This window comes from Paenibacillus sp. MER TA 81-3 (assembly GCF_023713585.1).
Taxonomy (GTDB): Bacteria; Bacillota; Bacilli; order Paenibacillales; family Paenibacillaceae; genus Paenibacillus_B; species Paenibacillus_B profundus.
Genome location: NZ_JAMAWB010000008.1, coordinates 1 through 17,473, shown reverse-complemented (window position 1 = coordinate 17,473; position 17,473 = coordinate 1). Strand labels below are relative to the sequence as shown.

Sequence of the window (17,473 nt, the reverse complement as noted above, 5' to 3'; positions counted from 1 at the left end):
TAATTATCTCATCCTTGTTTTTGGTTTAACGATCATCATAAATGAACATGGCGTCGCCAAAGCTAAAGAAACGGTATTCGCGTTCGATAGCTTCTTGATAGGCAGCCATAATTCTCTCACGTCCTGCCATTGCGCTTACTAGCATAACGAGTGTTGACTTCGGCAAGTGAAAGTTAGTAAGCAGCGCATCGACGAGCTGGAACGTGTAGCCCGGATACATGAAAATATCCGTCCAGCCCGAGCATGAAGCTACAACTGCGCCTTCATACCGCTCAGCCACCGTCTCCAGCGTACGCGCGGATGTGGTGCCTACCGCCACAATTCGTCCGCCCTGACGCTTTGCATCATTGATAAGCGCAGCTGTCTCTTCGCTTAGTTCATAATACTCCGAATGCATCACATGCTCTTCCACGGTATCAGCAGACATGGGGCGGAACGTTCCCAGCCCGACATGCAGCGTAATATAAGCGATACGAACGCCCATACGTTCGATATCCTTCAATATTTCTTTCGTAAAATGCAAACCTGCTGTGGGAGCAGCTGCCGAACCTTCATGCTTCGCATAGACCGTCTGATATCGCTCCCGATCTTCCAACTGCTCTTTAATATAAGGCGGCAAGGGCATTTGACCTAGCTCGTCCAAGATTTCGTTGAAGATGCCTTCATAGGAGAAGCGAAGAACTCTTGCCCCCATCTCACGCTCCTCTACGACCTCCGCTTGCAGCTTATCGCTGAAGTGAACGACAGCCCCTTCCTTCAACCTTTTCGCTGGCTTCACCAATGCTTCCCAGCAATCATCTTGCTCTTGCTTTAATAGCAATACCTCCACTTTAGCACCGGTATCCGGCTTGACGCCGAACAGCCGGGCAGGGATTACCCTTGTATCATTCAATACGAGCAAATCCCCGGCACGCAAAAATTGCAAAATGTCTGAAAATAGTTGATGTCCGATAGCTCCGGTACGGCGGTTCAACGTCAATAGACGAGAAGCCGTCCGGTCCTGCAACGGAGTCTGTGCAATTAAATGTTCAGGCAAATGAAAATCAAATAAGTCCACATTCATTGTTTGTCCGTCCTAACGCTTCACAAGCTCCACATTTTTGTAATAGTATTGCAAAATTTTCTTGTAGTCATACCCCTGATCAGACAAACCTTTGGCACCCCACTGCGACATTCCTACGCCGTGACCGTTGCCTTTGCCAACAAACAGGAATGATGGCTCTGAGTTGACGATGCCGCTCTTCTCATTCGCGCCTAGCTTAACTCCGTTCTCCGGCACTTTCACATCGGATTGGTTCGTGCCGCTCACAGCCTGAGCGCCGCCAACTCCGTTCAGAGCCTTCGTCTTTCCATCCACGCCTGCTGCCGTATATGCGTCAGTAGACACAATGTCGAACAGCGTGCTCGGAAGTCCCCCAAACGCATAGCGGAAGTTATCAGGATAGCTAACGTCCACTTGAACTCCGTTCGCTTCTATCTTGACGGCGCGGCCAGATGGTCCGCGTTCCGTAATCTCCAAGCTGGTAACCGGACCGTTCAGCGCGGTCTTCGTACGGCTCTTCAACCAACTCGTGATTTGCTCCGATGTATATGGACCGCGAACCCAATTCATTTCCGTTGATTCCGCAACCGTCTCAAGCACTGCGAGTGATGTGCCCTTATTCACTTTAGCGATCGGGTTCACATCGGATTGAATGGCTGGATTAGGACGAATATTCGTGCCATCCTCCTGAACGGAGACGAGCGCAAAGCCTGCTTCATTATGCCGTTCGGTCATATCGACTACATCTTCACGGATGTAACCCGATTTGCCGTCTGGCATAACGACATGATACCATGATTTCTTGCCTTCCTGCACGGCGTCATCAGGGCTGTCCACCACTTGGAAATAATCATAGGAACCGCCCCACACTTCGCTAGGATCGGCTGTCTTGCCTCCGGCATTGGAGTTGAAGATCGCTTCGATTAGTTTGCCGTTCTGCATCAATACTTCTCCAGCCGTGTCTTCAACAGCCTTCTTAATGTTGGGATGTTCCTTCTCGACACCATAATAGGCTTGGCTTAATGTCGTATCCACCACATTGGCGATTTCGAATTTTGTGCCCTGATACAGCGCGAACGTGCGCGCCGCCACCGCCTGAGCTTTCAGTGCTTCCTGCGGCCAACTGGAGTATACCTCTCCACCGACTACCGAAATTAAATATTGCTCCAGTGGCACTTCATTCACTAATGCAAGCTCCCCATTATGCAAGCTTACTTCCATCTCACCACGATAAGCACGTTCATATCGTTCCGAGATTTTAATATTCGTCGGCTCAGCCGGCTTCACCAACCATTTGACGGTTCCGTTAACACGTAAATGGGTCAAGCTTCCGGTTCCTGTCTCTTCTAACGTATGTATAAGGGCTCCTTGCGCTTGTGCAGGGCGTACAGATACGGATAGATTCTTTCGTTCAATGGAGGCTTTCGTCTGTTCGAGCTGCGCCTCCGATCCTGCTTGTCCGGCCCATACGGAGGTCAATAACTGCCCGTTCGATATCATAGAGACGACAAAGGCGTCCACATCCGCATCGAGCAACATTTTCTGGACCGCTTTTGCTTCATTGGATGAAGCGTACGTTCCCGTCTGCACATAATGTGGGCCAGCGACGGTTGGTTCGTAACCTTTCAGCAAAGAAACAACGCTTCCATCATTTTTCAGCCGGGTTAGGGCTTGGTTCGCTGCTTTGCCTGTCGGGTAGCTCCCTACATATATCGCATAGAAGGTCGTACCCCGGCGCTGCATCTCGCTCATAATTGCATCATCGCTTGCTTGCGCCTTCTTCAGCACCGCTGTAGCGACCGCTTTATCTTTCGTCTCGATCAGTTTTACCTTATAATCATCTGCGCTGAATCGAACCTGCTCGGTACCCGCATCAACAATGCCTATGCTCTCCGCATTGTGACGCGCTGCAATCTGAAGTTTCGAAGTGGAAGACATCGTAATGCGCGCCGTCTCTCCTGGCGATCCCTTGGACAGATTCGCAAATAAAGCTACGCGGATGTCCTCGCTCTTCACGTTCTGCGGAGGAACTGTGTCTTTATCAGCTGCAGCCTCCGCTGCATGCGCTATGAGCTGCGCACCGCTGCCAGGCAGCGGTGCGAGCGAAGCCCCGCTCACAAGCAAAGCCCCCGCCAGCATCCCCACTGCCGTTCTGCGGATAACGTTCCGGTTGTTTTTCATGTTACATTCCCCTTCCTGCACGTCTCTCCGTTGAAACAATTAGAGGTTGTGCAAAAAACCCCCTTTTGATCACGAAGCATCCAAGATGTCATTTGACATCGAATCTTGCACTCACCCTTGAAGAGCATATGCTTCCGAAGTATGTATCCTCCGGAAACATTGCAGGCGCTCATGAGTCTTACCTACATTCCGCTCTTCCTTCGAGGAATGCTTCCGATGTAGTTCTCTTGCTTGTACTTCTCGGTGCTAAAAAGTGACTTTTTTTGGGCACGCACTATTATTTCAGTTATTTATTTTCTGGAATTGGCAATCCTAAATGAGTATATGCCTGTGGCGTCACCATACGTCCGCGCGGCGTGCGTTGAAGAAAGCCGATCTGCAGCAAATATGGCTCATATACGTCTTCAATCGTCTGGCTCTCTTCACCGATTGTCGCTGCAATCGTGTCCAGTCCAACAGGTCCGCCGCGAAAATGTGAAATCATCGCATGCAGCATCTTATGGTCAATCTGATCTAATCCGATCGGATCGACCTGAATGCTCTGCAGCGCTTCCTTCGCTATTTCCGGAGTAATGATGCCGTCTCCGCGAACTTGCGCAAAGTCGCGAACCCGCTTCAGCAGCCGATTGGCAATCCGTGGCGTCCCGCGGGATCGTACAGCGATCTCGTCGGAAGAATCTCCTACGACCTCCACTTCCAAAATATCGGCAGCCCGCGATACGATAAAGCTGAGCTCGTCCTTGTTGTAGTATTCTAGCCGGCTCATGACACCGAATCGGTCGCGCAGCGGTGCGGACAACAGGCCTGCGCGCGTAGTCGCCCCGATCAGCGTGAACTTGGGCAGATCCAGACGGACTGACCGCGCGCTCGGACCTTTGCCGATTATAATATCCAGCGCAAAGTCCTCCATCGCGGGATACAGCACTTCCTCCACCGTGCGGTGAAGACGGTGAATCTCATCGATGAACAGCACGTCGCCTTCCTGCAAGTTCGTCAAGATCGCTGCCAAATCCCCTGGGCGCTCGATCGCAGGACCCGAAGTAGTGCGAATATTGACACCGAGCTCGTTCGCAATGATGTTGGAGAGCGTCGTCTTCCCAAGCCCTGGCGGCCCGTATAAGAGTACATGATCCAACGCTTCCTTCCGCATTTTCGCCGCTTCGATAAACACCTTCAAGTTGTCCTTCACTTGCGATTGCCCGATATACTCAGACAAATACCGCGGACGAAGGCTCAACTCGACGACTTGATCTTCCATCATGTAATTGGCTGATATGATGCGCTCTTCCATCTTAACCGCCTTTCTTAACCTTTAAACAGCGATTGCAGCGCCTTCTTCATTAAAGAGTCGACGCTCTCGTCAGCATGGACTCGATGCTGCAGGTCATGCCATACCCGATCCAGCTCCGCGTCCGTGTATCCGAGCGCCATCAAGGCTTCCCTCGCCTCTCCCCATGCGCTGTTCGCCACGTCATCTCCTGGCACCGCAATATCCATAAACAGCGCGCCGGCGCTCAAATTTATTCCGATGCTGTCGAGCTTGTCCTTCAAATCAAGAATAATACGCTGCGCCGTCTTCTTGCCGATGCCTGGCAGCTTCGTCAAAAAGGCTATATTCTCTTGCTGGATCGCCAACACAACGCTCTCCGGCTTCCCACCGGCCAATATGCCAAGGGCGACTTTCGGACCGACGCCATTCACATCGATCAAGCGGCGGAACAGCTTCTGCTCCTCTCGCGAACCGAAGCCGAATAACAGCATGGCGTCCTCCCGCACATGATGATGCGTATATACGGTAACAGGATCATCGTTCTTAGCAAAAGCATAAGGGTTCGGCGTATACACTCGGTAACCGATGCCTTGTACATCCATTACAATATAATCCGTTTCTAAATGGGCCACCTGCCCGCGCAAAAAGTCGATCATATCCGCGATACTCCGTTCAATTTGTCATTAAGCCCACTGGAATGCGCATGACATATAGCCACAGCAAGCGCATCCGCCACATCATCCGGCTTGGGAACTTCTTTCAGCTTCAAGAATATACGCACCATTTCCTGCACCTGCTTCTTCTCCGCCTTCCCGTATCCGACGACGGCCTGCTTTACCTGCATAGGAGTATATTCTGCAATCGAGATGCCGCGCTTAGCCGCAGCCAATATAGTGACTCCACGGGCCTGTCCCACAGAGAATGCAGTCGTGACATTGCGATTGAAGAACAGCTTCTCTACCGCCATCGCATCTGGTTTATATCTGTCCAGCAGCTCCTCGGCTGCTTCGAACACCTGCAGAAGCCGAGTCTCGGGCGCTGTCGTCGCTTCCGTCTGAATCGAGCCGTACTGTACGGGAACAATCTTGCTCCCTTGTTTATCAACGAACCCAAACCCGACAATAGCAATGCCAGGATCAATTCCTAAAATACGCAAAAAAAATCTCTCCCTCACCGATGTCCATGTAACAGTAAGCGAACATATGTGTTCACCCCATTATAACACAGATCGATAGGAAGAGAATGAATCAATAGATACATGTTTTCACGCTATAGATTCCGTTATTTTCCTGCTGTCATTGGTTTCGCACCCGCTTTCGGCTGGCGAAATGCAGCCTTCAGCATCGGAGGTGTAACTAACGTGGTTAGAATGATGACGATGACAATCGGTGTAAAGTACACCTTGTCAAAGAGCGCGCCTTCCAGACCAGTCGTAGCAATAATGAGCGCCACTTCTCCACGAGATACCATTCCTGCGCCGATACCAATGGCACTCTTGCGATCGAAGCCAGTCATGCGAGCCCCGAAGCCACAGCCGAGCAGCTTGGTCAGTATGGCGATGACAGTAAATATAATAATGAAGACGATGTGATCGCCAATCCCTTCGAAGGTTACATTAATGCCGACGCTGACAAAAAATATCGGAACGAATATGCCATACGCAATCGGCTCCAGGCGATGCTCCACCTCGTGTTTGAATTTCGTCTGCGATATGGCGATGCCAGCGGCAAAGGCACCGATAATTCCCGCTACGCCTAGATAATCGGCAAAATAAGAAAACGAAAAGCATATTATAAGCGCTGCACTAATGACCGCTTCGGTCACTCGCAGCGGAGCTAGCCACTTCATAACGTGCGGCACCAAGTAAATGCCCGCTGCGATGGCGACTGCGAAGAACAACACCTTTTTACCGATAATTAGTCCAATCGATGCTTCACCGCCTGCTCCGAGCAAGCTCAGCATAAAGGCGAGCAAAATGACAACGAGAACATCATCCACCACGGCAGCTCCCAATATGGTCGTGCCTTCCCTCGTGCTTAGCTGTCCCAGATCCTTCAATGTTTGTACGGAAATACTTACGGATGTAGCACACAGCAACAGACCGAGGAACATCGATTGATTGTTATCCAGACCGATCAACAAGCCTCCGCTGTAGCCTCCGATGAACGGCAGAATGACGCCGCCAATCGCTACGGCAAACGCAGCTTTCCAGTTCTTCTTCAACTGATCCAGATCGGTTTCCAGACCGGCGATAAACATAAGCAAAATGACACCGACTTCCGCCATTTCCTTAATTACCTCTCCGTCCATAATCCATCCGAGTACGGCAGGTCCAATGATAATACCGACGAGCAATTTACCAAGTACGGCTGGCTGTCCCAATCGTACGGTAAGATCCCCCGCAATCTTCGTCGACGCCAAAATAATGAGCAGCATGAGAATTAGTTCCATTGGCATTCCCCTTTCGGCTGTAGATATATTATGACCGTAAACCGTTATTTCTCCAGAAACTGTTCAGGGCAATCCATTCCATTTTCACACTCTGATTTAATCCAGCCAACCCCGCCAGGACAAAAAAGAAGGATTCCGGTTACGGCGTCCTTCTTTCATTTCTTTTTTATAAGATTACGTCAATCGACTGGAGTTGGTTTCATCACTTTTTCCGTCTCTTCTACGGCATAATCGCTGAACGTGGACAGTACGCTATGATATTCATCCATGTCCGTAATGCGTATGCCTTGATATAACTGTTTGAGCACTTTAGGCGGAAGAGCGCTCTCCATCGACTCTACATCCAGTTGAAAAAAAGTTCGTATCGCCTTCTGCTTCTGCGGCGGTCCGTCATATAGAGTTAGGTTCCCGTCTTTATCCAATCCAATGTGCGCTTGTTCCTTACAAATTTCCGACATGTCGTCAACTTGCTCCTCTAAAATAACACGGCCGTCACTGTCCATCGAAGTCAGCCAATCCGGATGATTCAGCACGGTTTGAATAATGTCACGCGAGTTCTGTTTGCCTAGCGCTTTATCACTTTTTCCGCAAATGTATTGCTTCCGATGGACGACCTCCCGCTTCTCATCCTTGTTCATCAGCTGATTCAGGACAAGCTGTGTTGACCTATCCAACTGTGTGAATTCATCACCCTGAAGCATTGCAAATGTCTCCAGCGATGGCGTATTATCTTTACCTTCCACCAGATTACGTATGTTATCCGACAATTGAATACCGATAGTCAAAATCGTAAGAAACAATAGAATGGCTGCCAATGACCAGAGCGGACGCTTCCATCGCCGCAGACGCTTTTTCCATTGCTTCACTCGAAAATAGAACCGTGTATAGGTACGAGGTTCCCGAGCCATAACAATCCCCTCTTACTCTTTTTTTCTTAGTTTGGCCAAATGAAGGGGAAGTCTATACTTGCTTGTCTCATTTCATTTATTCGTGCGACGCCGGCAGCCACGTGCCGCGCCGGGCGTTGCGAATAACAGCTGTGACCATAAAGGCTGCCATAAGAAGCAGAGTTGTCACAGCCGCAATTGGCCATGGGAATGGCAGTTCAAAATTCATCAGCATCAGTTGGGCTCCCTGCAGCAGCTTGGAAGGCATCCATCCGCTTGACGCCGGAAGCAGGCCCGCTAGAATACTCGTCAACATAGCGGCAGCAAGCGCTGCAAAGGCTGAACCGCCCGCATTATTAATCAGCGCGCTCATAGCTACGGTTAAGCTGGAGATCCATATGAACCAGCCTAGTGCAAGGCAGGCTGCTGCCGCGCCATTTAATATATCCACATGTCCGATCAGCTGTTCCGTGTAATACCATGAGCATAAATAACCAAGCAGGACTGATGGAATCGTCAAGGAGATGGCTCCTGCCCATTTGGCCATCATATAGCTGACATGGGAGATCGGCTTGGTCAACAGTGCGGCAGCCGCTCCCGACTTCACTTCTCCCGATACACAACCCATCAATGCAAGCACAAGTACAAGTACTCCAACCGTGTTAAATTGACTCAGGGTCTGGCCGAGCACCTCTCCTGCCACAGGTGTCGGGATCTGCAGAATCGTGCCTTCCGGCAAGCTTCCTGCCATCGATAGTATATCGGGCATGAACTTCATCGTGACAGGCTGAGCAATACCTAAGACAGCAAATACTAGCGGCACCCAAATCCATTTATAATTACGCAGCATCTCCGTGCATTCTTTCCGGTAAAGGACGGACCATGCCTTCATCACTTCACCGCCTTCATAAATAACTGTTCTAAAGTTGTCACGCCGGCCTCGAATCGCACAAGCGGTATTCTTCGTTCGCGAATCTGCTTCAACAGAAATTCCCTTGCGGCATCGTGATCGCTCACGACTAGCTCCGCTCGTGCGGAGCGTACATTCGCTTCCTTTACGAGCGGCATATCGGCTAACTCTCGCAGCCAAGCAAGAGCATCCGCCGTATGCTCCACCTCAATCGTAAATAACGGTGATTCCGATTGTTTACGAAGCTCATCCCATTTGCCCTGCATCAATACTTTACCTTGCTTCATAATAATCAGCTCGTCACATAAGTCCTCAGCATCGTGCAGCACATGAGTGGAGAATAGAATCGTCGTTCGCCGCTTCAACGATTCCAGCAATGCCATGACCTCACGCCTGCCGATCGGGTCGAGCGCAGATACCGGTTCGTCAAGCACTAGCAGCTCCGGACGCGCGATCATAGCTTGCGCCAAGCCGAGTCGCTGTTTCATACCTCCGGAATATCCGCCAATGCTGCGCTGCCCCGCATGCTCCAGACCGACAGTCTTCATCCATTCATCCGCCGTTACACGAGCTTGACGCTTGCTGCAGCCTGTTAATTCAGCCATCATTTGCAGCCACTCCCGGCCTGTCATCCAATAATGAAAGCTGGGCGACTGCGGCATAAATCCGATCCAGCGTCTCAGATCCCCGCGATGTTCCCGTCCCGCCCCATCGATCATCGCGACTGTCCCGGAGCTTGGCTTGGTCACTCCTGTCAGCATGTGCAGCGTCGTCGTCTTTCCCGCCCCGTTCGGACCGAGAAGGGCCGTGCAGCTTCCGCTTTGTATCGTAAAGTTAACGGCATCCACCGCCTTATGATTGCCATACTGCTTGCACAATTGTGTAATAACGAACTGGCTCATCTTCTCTCCTTTCTACCTATTAAGAAATAAGCGATGCAACCCGGAATATTTAACACGATAATAATGATAAGCCACAGCCATTTCGGCCCGTTGGTCCATTCTGTCTTGTTCAGCGATACCAGAGCAACTACCATCAAGATGAGCTGCACAACGATAAGCGGCATAATGATATTCCAAGGAATATCCGCCCAAGCCATCTGCATTCGTTATCCCCTCTATTCCATAAAGTAAGTTATTCGCTATCATCCGTATGTCTGTTCTTAGGTATTGTCCTTCTCCATGGCTGAGCTACAAAGAGCACGTACACTAGGGATGGCAGCGGAATACTAAGGAAGCCCCACAAGGCCCATAACCACGGATAATAGCCGTGCTTGCGGGCATGCAGAAAAAGCCACGTCCCCTGCGTCACCAATGTAGCTCCCAACAGGAACAATGCCCACAACGGAATTGAATTCAGATTATTCATGACGCGCACCTCTTCTGCGTCTTTTCATCACATATCCTCGCATGAGCAATCCCCCTAGGATGCCGACAAATAACACAAGCTGCATCATTACATACACGGAGATATCGGTCACTGCCAATGTAAATCCGCCGAGCAGCATAACTGCAGCTGCCAGCCACAGGACACTTAATTCGCGCCATAACGCGCGCTTCTGCCTTTGCTTGTGTTCCGTTAACATTCCGATAAGAAACGTCTGACTTGGCACGGGCTTCTGTTCGCTATACACATCCAGCTTGCTCCATTGTTCCTTGAGAAGAGCGGACCATTCTTCTTCGGTCTCCGGCAATTTCTTATGCTCCATGTTATCTCAGCTCCTTTCGAATGTGCTCAATGCCGTAAAAGACACGGGATTTGGCAGTGCCTTCGCTCCAGTCGAGCATTTCTGCTATTTCCGGATAAGTGTAACCGTAATAATGCTTTAATAAGATTGCGGCGCGCTGCTCTGGCGGAAGCTTGCCTAATGAATCGAGCATATCCGTCCACTCCACGTTATGAGCCTCCATCTGGTATCGGAGAGACCGCGTCGCCTGTTCTTGCCATCGCTTCTCCACCTTCTGTCGCCTCATTAAATCGACATAAATTCGAGTGGCGATCGTAATAAGCCAAGACGAAAACTTGGAAGCGCCGTTATACAAATGCAGCTTTTCCATACTTTTCAGCATCGTGTCCTGTACGATATCATCCGTCAATGTCGGATTCATCGTTAGCTTCAACATATAGCTGCGCACAAATGGGTAATGCTGCTGCAAAAGGAGCGCGAGCGCTGCCGTATCACCCGCTTGAGCACGGTCAATGGTATCCTGTTCGGTCAATCACTCTCACGCTCCTTGTAATTGATGTTCTAATGACTGCAGTCGCAAGTAATACGAACAAGTCGGTTCAATCGTTCAACACAGCGCAAAAAAATATGGAACCCCAGTAACCACACCGGAAGATGTATAAAAAAAAAGGAATGTAAACGAACTGAAAAGACCGATATGAATAGAGGATGCAACCTAGTCAAGAAGTAGTCTATGCCGAATTATGCGAAGAGTAATCGAATGCACAAAATAAAATGCAAAAACCGCCGGTATATAACCGACGGTTCTTCATGTTAGTGGTCGGGACGACACGATTTGAACATGCGACCCCTTGGTCCCAAACCAAGTGCTCTACCAAGCTGAGCTACGTCCCGAACATCTTATGGTGCCGGTGAGAGGACTCGAACCTCCACGGTTTCCCTCACGATTTTGAGTCGCGCGCGTCTGCCATTCCGCCACACCGGCTTATGAAGTTATATATGGCGCGCCCTGAGAGATTCGAACTCCCGGCCTTTTGATTCGTAGTCAAACGCTCTATCCAGCTGAGCTAAGGGCGCATATTCTGGAGCGGACAACGGGATTCGAACCCGCGACCCTCGCCTTGGCAAGGCGATACTCTACCACTGAGCTATGTCCGCATATTTTACATCATTAGCTAAAAATTGTATTGCATCCTAGCGTTACATGTCGTTTTAGCGAGGACATTTACTAATATATCAGACTGAATATTGAATTGCAAATCTTTTTTTCATAAAATTTTGTGGTATTTTTTTCTTGTTCTTTATATTTGAAAATAACCGCATATAGATGGAAAAGCCTGATTTGAAGCTGACTAAACAACTTCTAAAACAGGCTTTTCCGATACTTTTATCTTATTTGTTATCCCATAGTAATTGAAACTTAGGCTCGCGATATCCGACGACTCTATCGTTGTCGTTCTTCGTCTCCGCAGGACTCAATCGCTTCAAACGCTCGATCGTTTCCGCATTCGGATACTGAATTTCTGTTAATATATGAGCGACTATGAGCGGCCACTGGTCCTCCGAACCGTCCATCACTTTGAATGCAATCCCCATTCTCTGTTTGCGCAGCCCGAAGCAGTAAATCCCTTTAGCTCCGCCTTTCGCGACAATGTTGTCATCTTGTAAGAGCGTTGGGCAGATTAACTCTGTACCTGACACGTAGAATGGGTATTTGTTCATCAAAGTCGTCAATCGAATAACGGCGTTGCGCACTGCTTCATCCGCAATCAGATCCGGACAGGCAAGGCGTAAATATAAGAGTGCAATGTTGCGAATAGGTATGGCATACACGGGAAATCCGCAGCCGTCCGTACCCAACTTAATTTGATCCGCAGGCATATCCGACAATTGCGACATCAATTTCAATACGTGCTGCTGTACCGGATGATCCGGCTCCGCATAATTGTGCTCCGGCCAGCCCATCATTTTGCACAAGGCCAGCACGCCCAAATGCTTGCCTGAACAATTGTGATACAAGGAGCGCGGTGGCTCGCCATGCGCGATCCGCTCATCCTTGGCGGCACTGTTCAGCGGATAAGTAGGTTTGCATACGAACTTGTCTTCTGTAATTCCCGTCTTTTTCATAAAAGACTCAAGTGCATCAACATGGAACTTCTGAGCGCGGTGAGAGGCTGTCATCAGTACGATTTCTTCATCGCTTAAGCCGTAATGCTCTGGAACCCCCGCCAATATCGCAGGTAGAGCCTGTACCGGCTTGGAAGAAGAGCGCATAAAGCTCACATAGCCTTCGTCGCCGACATGAAACATCGTTTCCCCGTGCTCATTGACGCCTGCCACATGGCCCGTATACGCGCATTCCAACCAGTCTCCCCGAAACTCTTCTACTAACACTTTTCCTAAGTCAACCACGTTCGTTCCTCCCTCGTCATTCCCAAGGTGTCTTCTTGCTTATGTCCCCTTCAAAAGGTCGTGAACACGCATTTCGATGCGGCCGCTTGCCTCTATGAATGGTACGAGCTAATTATACTCCAGAACGACCATTTGATGACATTCCAATTGAGGAACAACATAGCGGATACCGCGTGAAGTCGCTTCATAGTCGATCTCCGTCATCTGTGGCGCCAAATAGACTCGCTTCACCTGCTGCTGTGGCAGCTGTACCTCTACTTCAATGTTGTGGAGCGGAATAATATCTTCGATAATTTCTACACGCTCGCCACGTTTCACCGGGGAAGCATACAGGAGATGATGGATAAAACGCTTCTCTTGCGCTTGATGCTGCAGCGTCGTTACGCCTTGAGCCGGCAGTGTCGTCTTCAAGGAAATTTGATCTCCCAGCAAGCGGCGCAGAGCATAGACTACCATTTCTCTTAATACAAGGCTTCCCTTTGTCGCATAATCTTCAAATACATTCCAAGCTATATAAATTCCGTGTTTCGTCTCCACCATTCCCGGACCGCCATATTGTTCGGAAGTCGGTGTATGCTGGTGAGAGCAAAAACGGAAAGCTTGTCTGTTAAAGTACGGATCTTCACGGCGTCCAAGCTCCGTGCCGTCTGTCAGCTCAATACGGCGGCCTTCGCCGTACATAATGTAAGCAGCCTCGCCGAGGTTCGGCAATTCGAACGCCGGACGGAAATAATCCGGACGGAACGGATTGACGCCTGTGTCTTTAAAGCCTAACGGCAGCAGGTTGTTCGTCATCTCCTCGTTCAAGCCAGAGCGTCCTGTTGCGAGCACTTTGCCGCCCGCAGCAATAAACGCTTCCACCTTCTCGCGCACCTGCTCTGCCATGACGATCGCATCCGGCAAAATGAGCACGCGGTAAGGGCTCCAATCGGATTTCAAATCAACCACATCGAACAGGATTTTGCCTTCCAGCAGCATACGCCCGGCACCCATATCGATTTTTCCGGAATACATCGCACCACTATCCTGCTGTACACCTGCCGCTTCAACCGTAAGCAGCGCAACGTCTGCAAGATTGACCGTGTCTACGCACCATGCTTCTTTTTGCTCCACTTCCGCGTAGGCTTTGCCGATCAGCTCATATGTCGCCTTATCCATCTCACCTTCCGGATGAAGCTGGTCGCCAATCGAACAGCGAGCGCCATGTGCCAGGTTCAACGATGTTTCGTACCGCAGCGCATTCGGATGCTTGTAACCGCCGAACTCGCCCCAGAACGTATGGAATTTACCGGTCATCCCGAGGAAATCCATTCCGATAGGCTGCGCATAACGTGCCGATAACGGGAAGTGATCGTATCCCCAGCCCCCGGTCGGAAGTGATTCCAATTCAAGGTGTGTATTCATATTCATTAAATCGCGGCGTCCCTGATGAATGTGCCCTGCATTATGGAATACAGGCAGACCAGGTTTGATTTCGTCGATGGCATCGCGCACACGCTTCGTATAGTTGGCATAAATACGGCGCCCATTTTCGATAACGTGTTCCTTGTTGCGCGGATTCAAGCCATCTTCCTGCATTTGCTTCAGACAGGTTGGGCAATAGCACGTCCGTTCACCGACAATATCTAAGAAAATGCCGTCAGCATCATATTTGCGCACAACCTCTTGAATTTGTGTAATGACGATATCGAGATACGGCGTATTCAAGCAAAATTGATGATAGCCCGGCTTCATGAAGGAGTCGACCCAATTCGTGCGATCTTCCTCGCTGCGAATCAGCCATTGGGAGTATTGCCATGCCAATCTTTCATCCAAGCCCACGGATAAGTAGACCGGTACATTGACGCCGATTTCATGTGCAGCTTCAATTTGCGCCCCAAGCAGGTCATAGTTGAGCTCCGGGTGCATTTCGTTCGTTTCAGATGGGAAATAAGCCCACCCGTGATGGCATTTTGCAAAGATGGTAATCGAGTCGACATGACCAACACGGAGCATCTCCTGAAAATTACTTTTAGAAAATTTTCTCCCGATATGGGGAACATGTTCCGAAGTGTGAAAATCGAGATGTACTTGTCTAAAACGCATGATATTCCTCCTACGCATGACATTTTTATGGAATCATTGTATCATTTACGTAACGTTTCGTATTTAAGATAGCTTCCTTTCGTTTATACAATATTCCGATCATCGAGGAGGAAAAATGATGAAATCACTTACGGACACACTTCCTCATATCCGGGCCGCTCATATGTACAATTATCGGGGAGCTCCAGAAGAACAGCGACGTAGAGGTTACAGCTATGCGTTTCATCTGTTCACGGAAGGGCATGGACATATGCTGGTGAACGATCAGCGCTATGCCGTCTCCAGCGGTACTTTAATCTTCGTCCGTCCTGGAGAGTGGCATTTCTTCGAGCATACTCCGAGCGAAACGATGGATGCATGCAATATATACTGTGATTTATGGAGTGTGCCGAAACCGAAGCAACCAACCTTTGCCTATGAATGGGATGATTTTAATCCCCTGTGGCTGACGGCGACCGAGCCCTGTCCTGAATTGGAATCAATACCGACGTGCATGTCGCTGCGCCCATATCCGCATCTCATTGAGCTCATCAAGCATTGCCTCGCGGTCTATAATCGTAACGGCAAATATACATCCCAAGCCGTCTCCGCCTGCTTCTATGCTTGGCTGCTGCAGTGGAGCGATGTTACTTCAGCGGATTATCCAATAGATTACCGCATCGCAAAGGTGCTGCAGCAGATGGACGAGCATCCAGAGCGCCGCTATACGCATGACCGCTGGTGCGAGCAGTGCGGACTGGAGAAGTCTCAGTTCTACCGCTTGTTCAAGCAAGAGACCGGAATGTCGCCCAAGGCGTACGTTCTGCGCTCGCGCATGAAGAAAGCCGCTGTCCTCTTGATGGAAAGCCGTCAATCCATTACGGAAATTGCCCTCTTGCTCGGGTACGACTCCATTCATTATTTTTCGAATCAATTCGCTTCCGTGTACGGTGTGAGTCCGTCGGCCTATCGTATGGGGAAAGGGCACAACGATGTGGAACGCTGGTGAAGTTCGCGGATTGAATTGCTGCCAACAATAAATAAAGAACCGGAAGGGTATGCCTCCGGTTCTTATTATTTTCATAATAACAACGGACAGAATGGAGAAACATAGATTGAGATTGCACGATTCTTTCAATATTGGAAGTAAAAACGGAGGATAACACAAAAAAATCTGCGTTAAAAACGCAGACCTGATTTGTATGTTCTGGTGAGCCATGAAGGACTCGAACCTTCGACACCCTGATTAAAAGTCAGGTGCTCTACCAACTGAGCTAATGGCTCTCATAATTGAGAAATATGGTGACCCGTAGGGGATTCGAACCCCTGTTACCTCCGTGAAAGGGAGGTGTCTTAACCCCTTGACCAACGGGCCGAAGGCAATTTCCTATAAAAAATGAATGGCGGAGCTGACGGGATTCGAACCCGCGATCTCCTGCGTGACAGGCAGGCATGTTAGGCCTCTACACCACAGCTCCATTTGGTTGCGGGGGCAGGATTTGAACCTACGACCTTCGGGTTATGAGCCCGACGAGCTACCGGACTGCTCCACCCCGCGCTATTGATAATAAAATATAGTTGACACTAATGAGTTCTAACCACTGACCTCACCCTGTCAGGATGGTGTTCTCCCAACTATGCCAGTGTCATTTGGTTGCGGGGGCAGGATTTGAACCTACGACCTTCGGGTTATGAGCCCGACGAGCTACCGGACTGCTCCACCCCGCGCTATTGATAATAAAATATAGTTGACACTAATGAGTTCTAACCACTGACCTCACCCTGTCAGGATGGTGTTCTCCCAACTATGCCAGTGTCATTTGGTTGCGGGGGCAGGATTTGAACCTACGACCTTCGGGTTATGAGCCCGACGAGCTACCGGACTGCTCCACCCCGCGCTATTGATGATAAATATGGTGGACACTAACGGGTTCGAACCGCTGACCCCCACCCTGTCAAGATGGTGCTCTCCCAGCTGAGCTAAGTGTCCATATGTATGCTCTATGGTGACCCGTAGGGGATTCGAACCCCTGTTACCTCCGTGAAAGGGAGGTGTCTTAACCCCTTGACCAACGGGCCTCAGTAAAGTCCTAACTGGCGGAGAGAGAGGGATTCGAACCCTCGAGACGCTTGTGACGCCTACACGATTTCCAATCGTGCTCCTTCGACCAGCTCGGACATCTCTCCAGATGGCTCCCCGAACAGGACTCGAACCTGTGACAACTCGGTTAACAGCCGAGTGCTCTACCAACTGAGCTATCAGGGAATATTATAGACTCTCACAGGACTCGCTTGAAGAGTCTAATTGTCTGCTTGGCAACGTCCTACTCTCCCGGGACCCTGCGGTCCAAGTACCATCGGCGCTGGAGGGCTTAACGGTCGTGTTCGGGATGGGTACGCGTGGAACCCCTCCGCTATCGCCACCAAACAGGTATTCAAGGGTTTGCACCTTGAAAACTGAACGCGAAAGTTTCAACTGCTTCGAATCATATTGCTTAGGATAAGCCCTCGACCGATTAGTATTCGTCAGCTCCACACATTGCTGTGCTTCCACCCCGAACCTATCTAC

16 protein-coding genes, 14 tRNA genes and 1 rRNA gene are annotated in these 17,473 nt (G+C 49.9%); 1 reads left to right on the top strand and 30 read right to left on the bottom strand.

Translation table 11 applies throughout. From position 1 onward, the window contains the following. Positions 1-25 precede the first annotated feature (25 nt). The 19 genes from queA to M3650_RS12760 all read right to left on the bottom strand — a co-directional run bounded on the left by queA (position 26) and on the right by M3650_RS12760 (position 14,925). Positions 26-1,063, bottom strand: coding sequence for a tRNA preQ1(34) S-adenosylmethionine ribosyltransferase-isomerase QueA (gene queA / locus M3650_RS12850; RefSeq protein ID WP_019423665.1), 1,038 nt, complete (start codon positions 1,061-1,063; stop codon positions 26-28). A 12-nt stretch (positions 1,064-1,075) separates the two neighbouring features. After that, complete coding sequence (locus tag M3650_RS12845) at positions 1,076-3,223, bottom strand: SpoIID/LytB domain-containing protein (protein WP_251575220.1); 2,148 nt, start codon at positions 3,221-3,223, stop codon at positions 1,076-1,078. A gap of 286 nt (positions 3,224-3,509) precedes the next feature. Further along, complete coding sequence (ruvB, locus tag M3650_RS12840; protein ID WP_251575216.1) at positions 3,510-4,514, bottom strand: Holliday junction branch migration DNA helicase RuvB; 1,005 nt, start codon at positions 4,512-4,514, stop codon at positions 3,510-3,512. A 14-nt stretch (positions 4,515-4,528) separates the two neighbouring features. Beyond that, the gene (gene ruvA / locus M3650_RS12835; protein WP_019423668.1) at positions 4,529-5,149 is read right to left on the bottom strand and encodes a Holliday junction branch migration protein RuvA; all 621 of its coding nucleotides are present in this window, start codon (positions 5,147-5,149) and stop codon (positions 4,529-4,531) included. Beyond that, entirely contained in the window at positions 5,146-5,649 is a 504-nt protein-coding gene (gene ruvC, locus M3650_RS12830) for a crossover junction endodeoxyribonuclease RuvC (RefSeq protein ID WP_251575214.1), read from the bottom strand. The genes ruvA and ruvC overlap by 4 nt, the downstream gene beginning before the upstream one ends. 125 nt (positions 5,650-5,774) lie before the next feature. Next, positions 5,775-6,950, bottom strand: a complete 1,176-nt coding sequence (locus tag M3650_RS12825) for a cation:proton antiporter (protein ID WP_483311741.1) — start codon at positions 6,948-6,950, stop codon at positions 5,775-5,777. 173 nt (positions 6,951-7,123) lie between these two features. Then, positions 7,124-7,852, bottom strand: a complete 729-nt coding sequence (locus M3650_RS12820; protein ID WP_251575211.1) for a BofC C-terminal domain-containing protein — start codon at positions 7,850-7,852, stop codon at positions 7,124-7,126. A 76-nt stretch (positions 7,853-7,928) separates the two neighbouring features. After that, positions 7,929-8,723 (bottom strand): ABC transporter permease subunit, encoded by a 795-nt coding sequence (locus M3650_RS12815; protein WP_251575209.1) that lies wholly within the window; start codon positions 8,721-8,723, stop codon positions 7,929-7,931. After that, positions 8,723-9,643 (bottom strand): ABC transporter ATP-binding protein, encoded by a 921-nt coding sequence (locus M3650_RS12810; protein ID WP_251575207.1) that lies wholly within the window; start codon positions 9,641-9,643, stop codon positions 8,723-8,725. The genes M3650_RS12815 and M3650_RS12810 overlap by 1 nt, the downstream gene beginning before the upstream one ends. Further along, the gene (locus M3650_RS12805) at positions 9,640-9,846 is read right to left on the bottom strand and encodes a PLD nuclease N-terminal domain-containing protein (protein ID WP_251575206.1); all 207 of its coding nucleotides are present in this window, start codon (positions 9,844-9,846) and stop codon (positions 9,640-9,642) included. Before M3650_RS12805 ends, M3650_RS12810 begins: the two co-directional genes overlap by 4 nt. Positions 9,847-9,875: 29 nt before the next feature. Further along, entirely contained in the window at positions 9,876-10,109 is a 234-nt protein-coding gene (locus M3650_RS12800) for a sigmaY antisigma factor component (RefSeq protein ID WP_251575205.1), read from the bottom strand. Then, positions 10,102-10,449: a YxlC family protein gene (locus tag M3650_RS12795; protein ID WP_251575204.1), complete on the bottom strand. Its 348-nt coding sequence runs from the start codon at positions 10,447-10,449 to the stop codon at positions 10,102-10,104. The genes M3650_RS12800 and M3650_RS12795 overlap by 8 nt, the downstream gene beginning before the upstream one ends. A 1-nt stretch (position 10,450) precedes the next feature. Continuing rightward, positions 10,451-10,960 (bottom strand): RNA polymerase sigma factor SigY, encoded by a 510-nt coding sequence (gene sigY / locus M3650_RS12790; protein WP_251575203.1) that lies wholly within the window; start codon positions 10,958-10,960, stop codon positions 10,451-10,453. 285 nt (positions 10,961-11,245) lie between these two features. Then, a tRNA-Pro gene (locus tag M3650_RS12785) sits at positions 11,246-11,322 on the bottom strand. 9 nt (positions 11,323-11,331) lie between these two features. Further along, a tRNA-Leu gene (locus M3650_RS12780) sits at positions 11,332-11,413 on the bottom strand. A gap of 15 nt (positions 11,414-11,428) precedes the next feature. Continuing rightward, positions 11,429-11,505: transfer RNA gene (locus tag M3650_RS12775), tRNA-Arg, on the bottom strand. A gap of 6 nt (positions 11,506-11,511) precedes the next feature. Beyond that, positions 11,512-11,586, bottom strand: a tRNA-Gly gene (locus M3650_RS12770). A 234-nt stretch (positions 11,587-11,820) separates the two neighbouring features. Further along, positions 11,821-12,840 (bottom strand): asparaginase, encoded by a 1,020-nt coding sequence (locus M3650_RS12765; protein WP_251575197.1) that lies wholly within the window; start codon positions 12,838-12,840, stop codon positions 11,821-11,823. Between the two features lie 108 nt (positions 12,841-12,948). Then, positions 12,949-14,925: a beta-galactosidase trimerization domain-containing protein gene (locus M3650_RS12760; RefSeq protein ID WP_251575196.1), complete on the bottom strand. Its 1,977-nt coding sequence runs from the start codon at positions 14,923-14,925 to the stop codon at positions 12,949-12,951. 118 nt (positions 14,926-15,043) lie between these two features. Here M3650_RS12760 and M3650_RS12755 point away from each other — a divergent pair, with 118 nt between their 5' ends. After that, positions 15,044-15,913: an AraC family transcriptional regulator gene (locus M3650_RS12755; RefSeq protein ID WP_251575194.1), complete on the top strand. Its 870-nt coding sequence runs from the start codon at positions 15,044-15,046 to the stop codon at positions 15,911-15,913. A 199-nt stretch (positions 15,914-16,112) separates the two neighbouring features. Here the strand turns inward: M3650_RS12755 and M3650_RS12750 are convergent. The 11 genes from M3650_RS12750 to rrf all read right to left on the bottom strand — a co-directional run bounded on the left by M3650_RS12750 (position 16,113) and on the right by rrf (position 17,332). Next, positions 16,113-16,188, bottom strand: a tRNA-Lys gene (locus tag M3650_RS12750). Between the two features lie 16 nt (positions 16,189-16,204). After that, positions 16,205-16,279: transfer RNA gene (locus M3650_RS12745), tRNA-Glu, on the bottom strand. Between the two features lie 26 nt (positions 16,280-16,305). Next, positions 16,306-16,382, bottom strand: a tRNA-Asp gene (locus M3650_RS12740). A gap of 3 nt (positions 16,383-16,385) precedes the next feature. Then, a tRNA-Met gene (locus M3650_RS12735) sits at positions 16,386-16,462 on the bottom strand. A 93-nt stretch (positions 16,463-16,555) separates the two neighbouring features. Next, positions 16,556-16,632, bottom strand: a tRNA-Met gene (locus M3650_RS12730). Positions 16,633-16,725: 93 nt separating this feature from the next. After that, a tRNA-Met gene (locus M3650_RS12725) sits at positions 16,726-16,802 on the bottom strand. A 16-nt stretch (positions 16,803-16,818) separates the two neighbouring features. Continuing rightward, positions 16,819-16,894, bottom strand: a tRNA-Val gene (locus M3650_RS12720). Positions 16,895-16,908: 14 nt separating this feature from the next. Further along, positions 16,909-16,983: transfer RNA gene (locus tag M3650_RS12715), tRNA-Glu, on the bottom strand. A 16-nt stretch (positions 16,984-16,999) separates the two neighbouring features. Further along, positions 17,000-17,091 (bottom strand) — tRNA-Ser (locus tag M3650_RS12710). Between the two features lie 3 nt (positions 17,092-17,094). Next, positions 17,095-17,170: transfer RNA gene (locus M3650_RS12705), tRNA-Asn, on the bottom strand. 45 nt (positions 17,171-17,215) lie between these two features. Continuing rightward, positions 17,216-17,332 (bottom strand): 5S ribosomal RNA (rrf, locus tag M3650_RS12700). Positions 17,333-17,473: the final 141 nt, after the last annotated feature.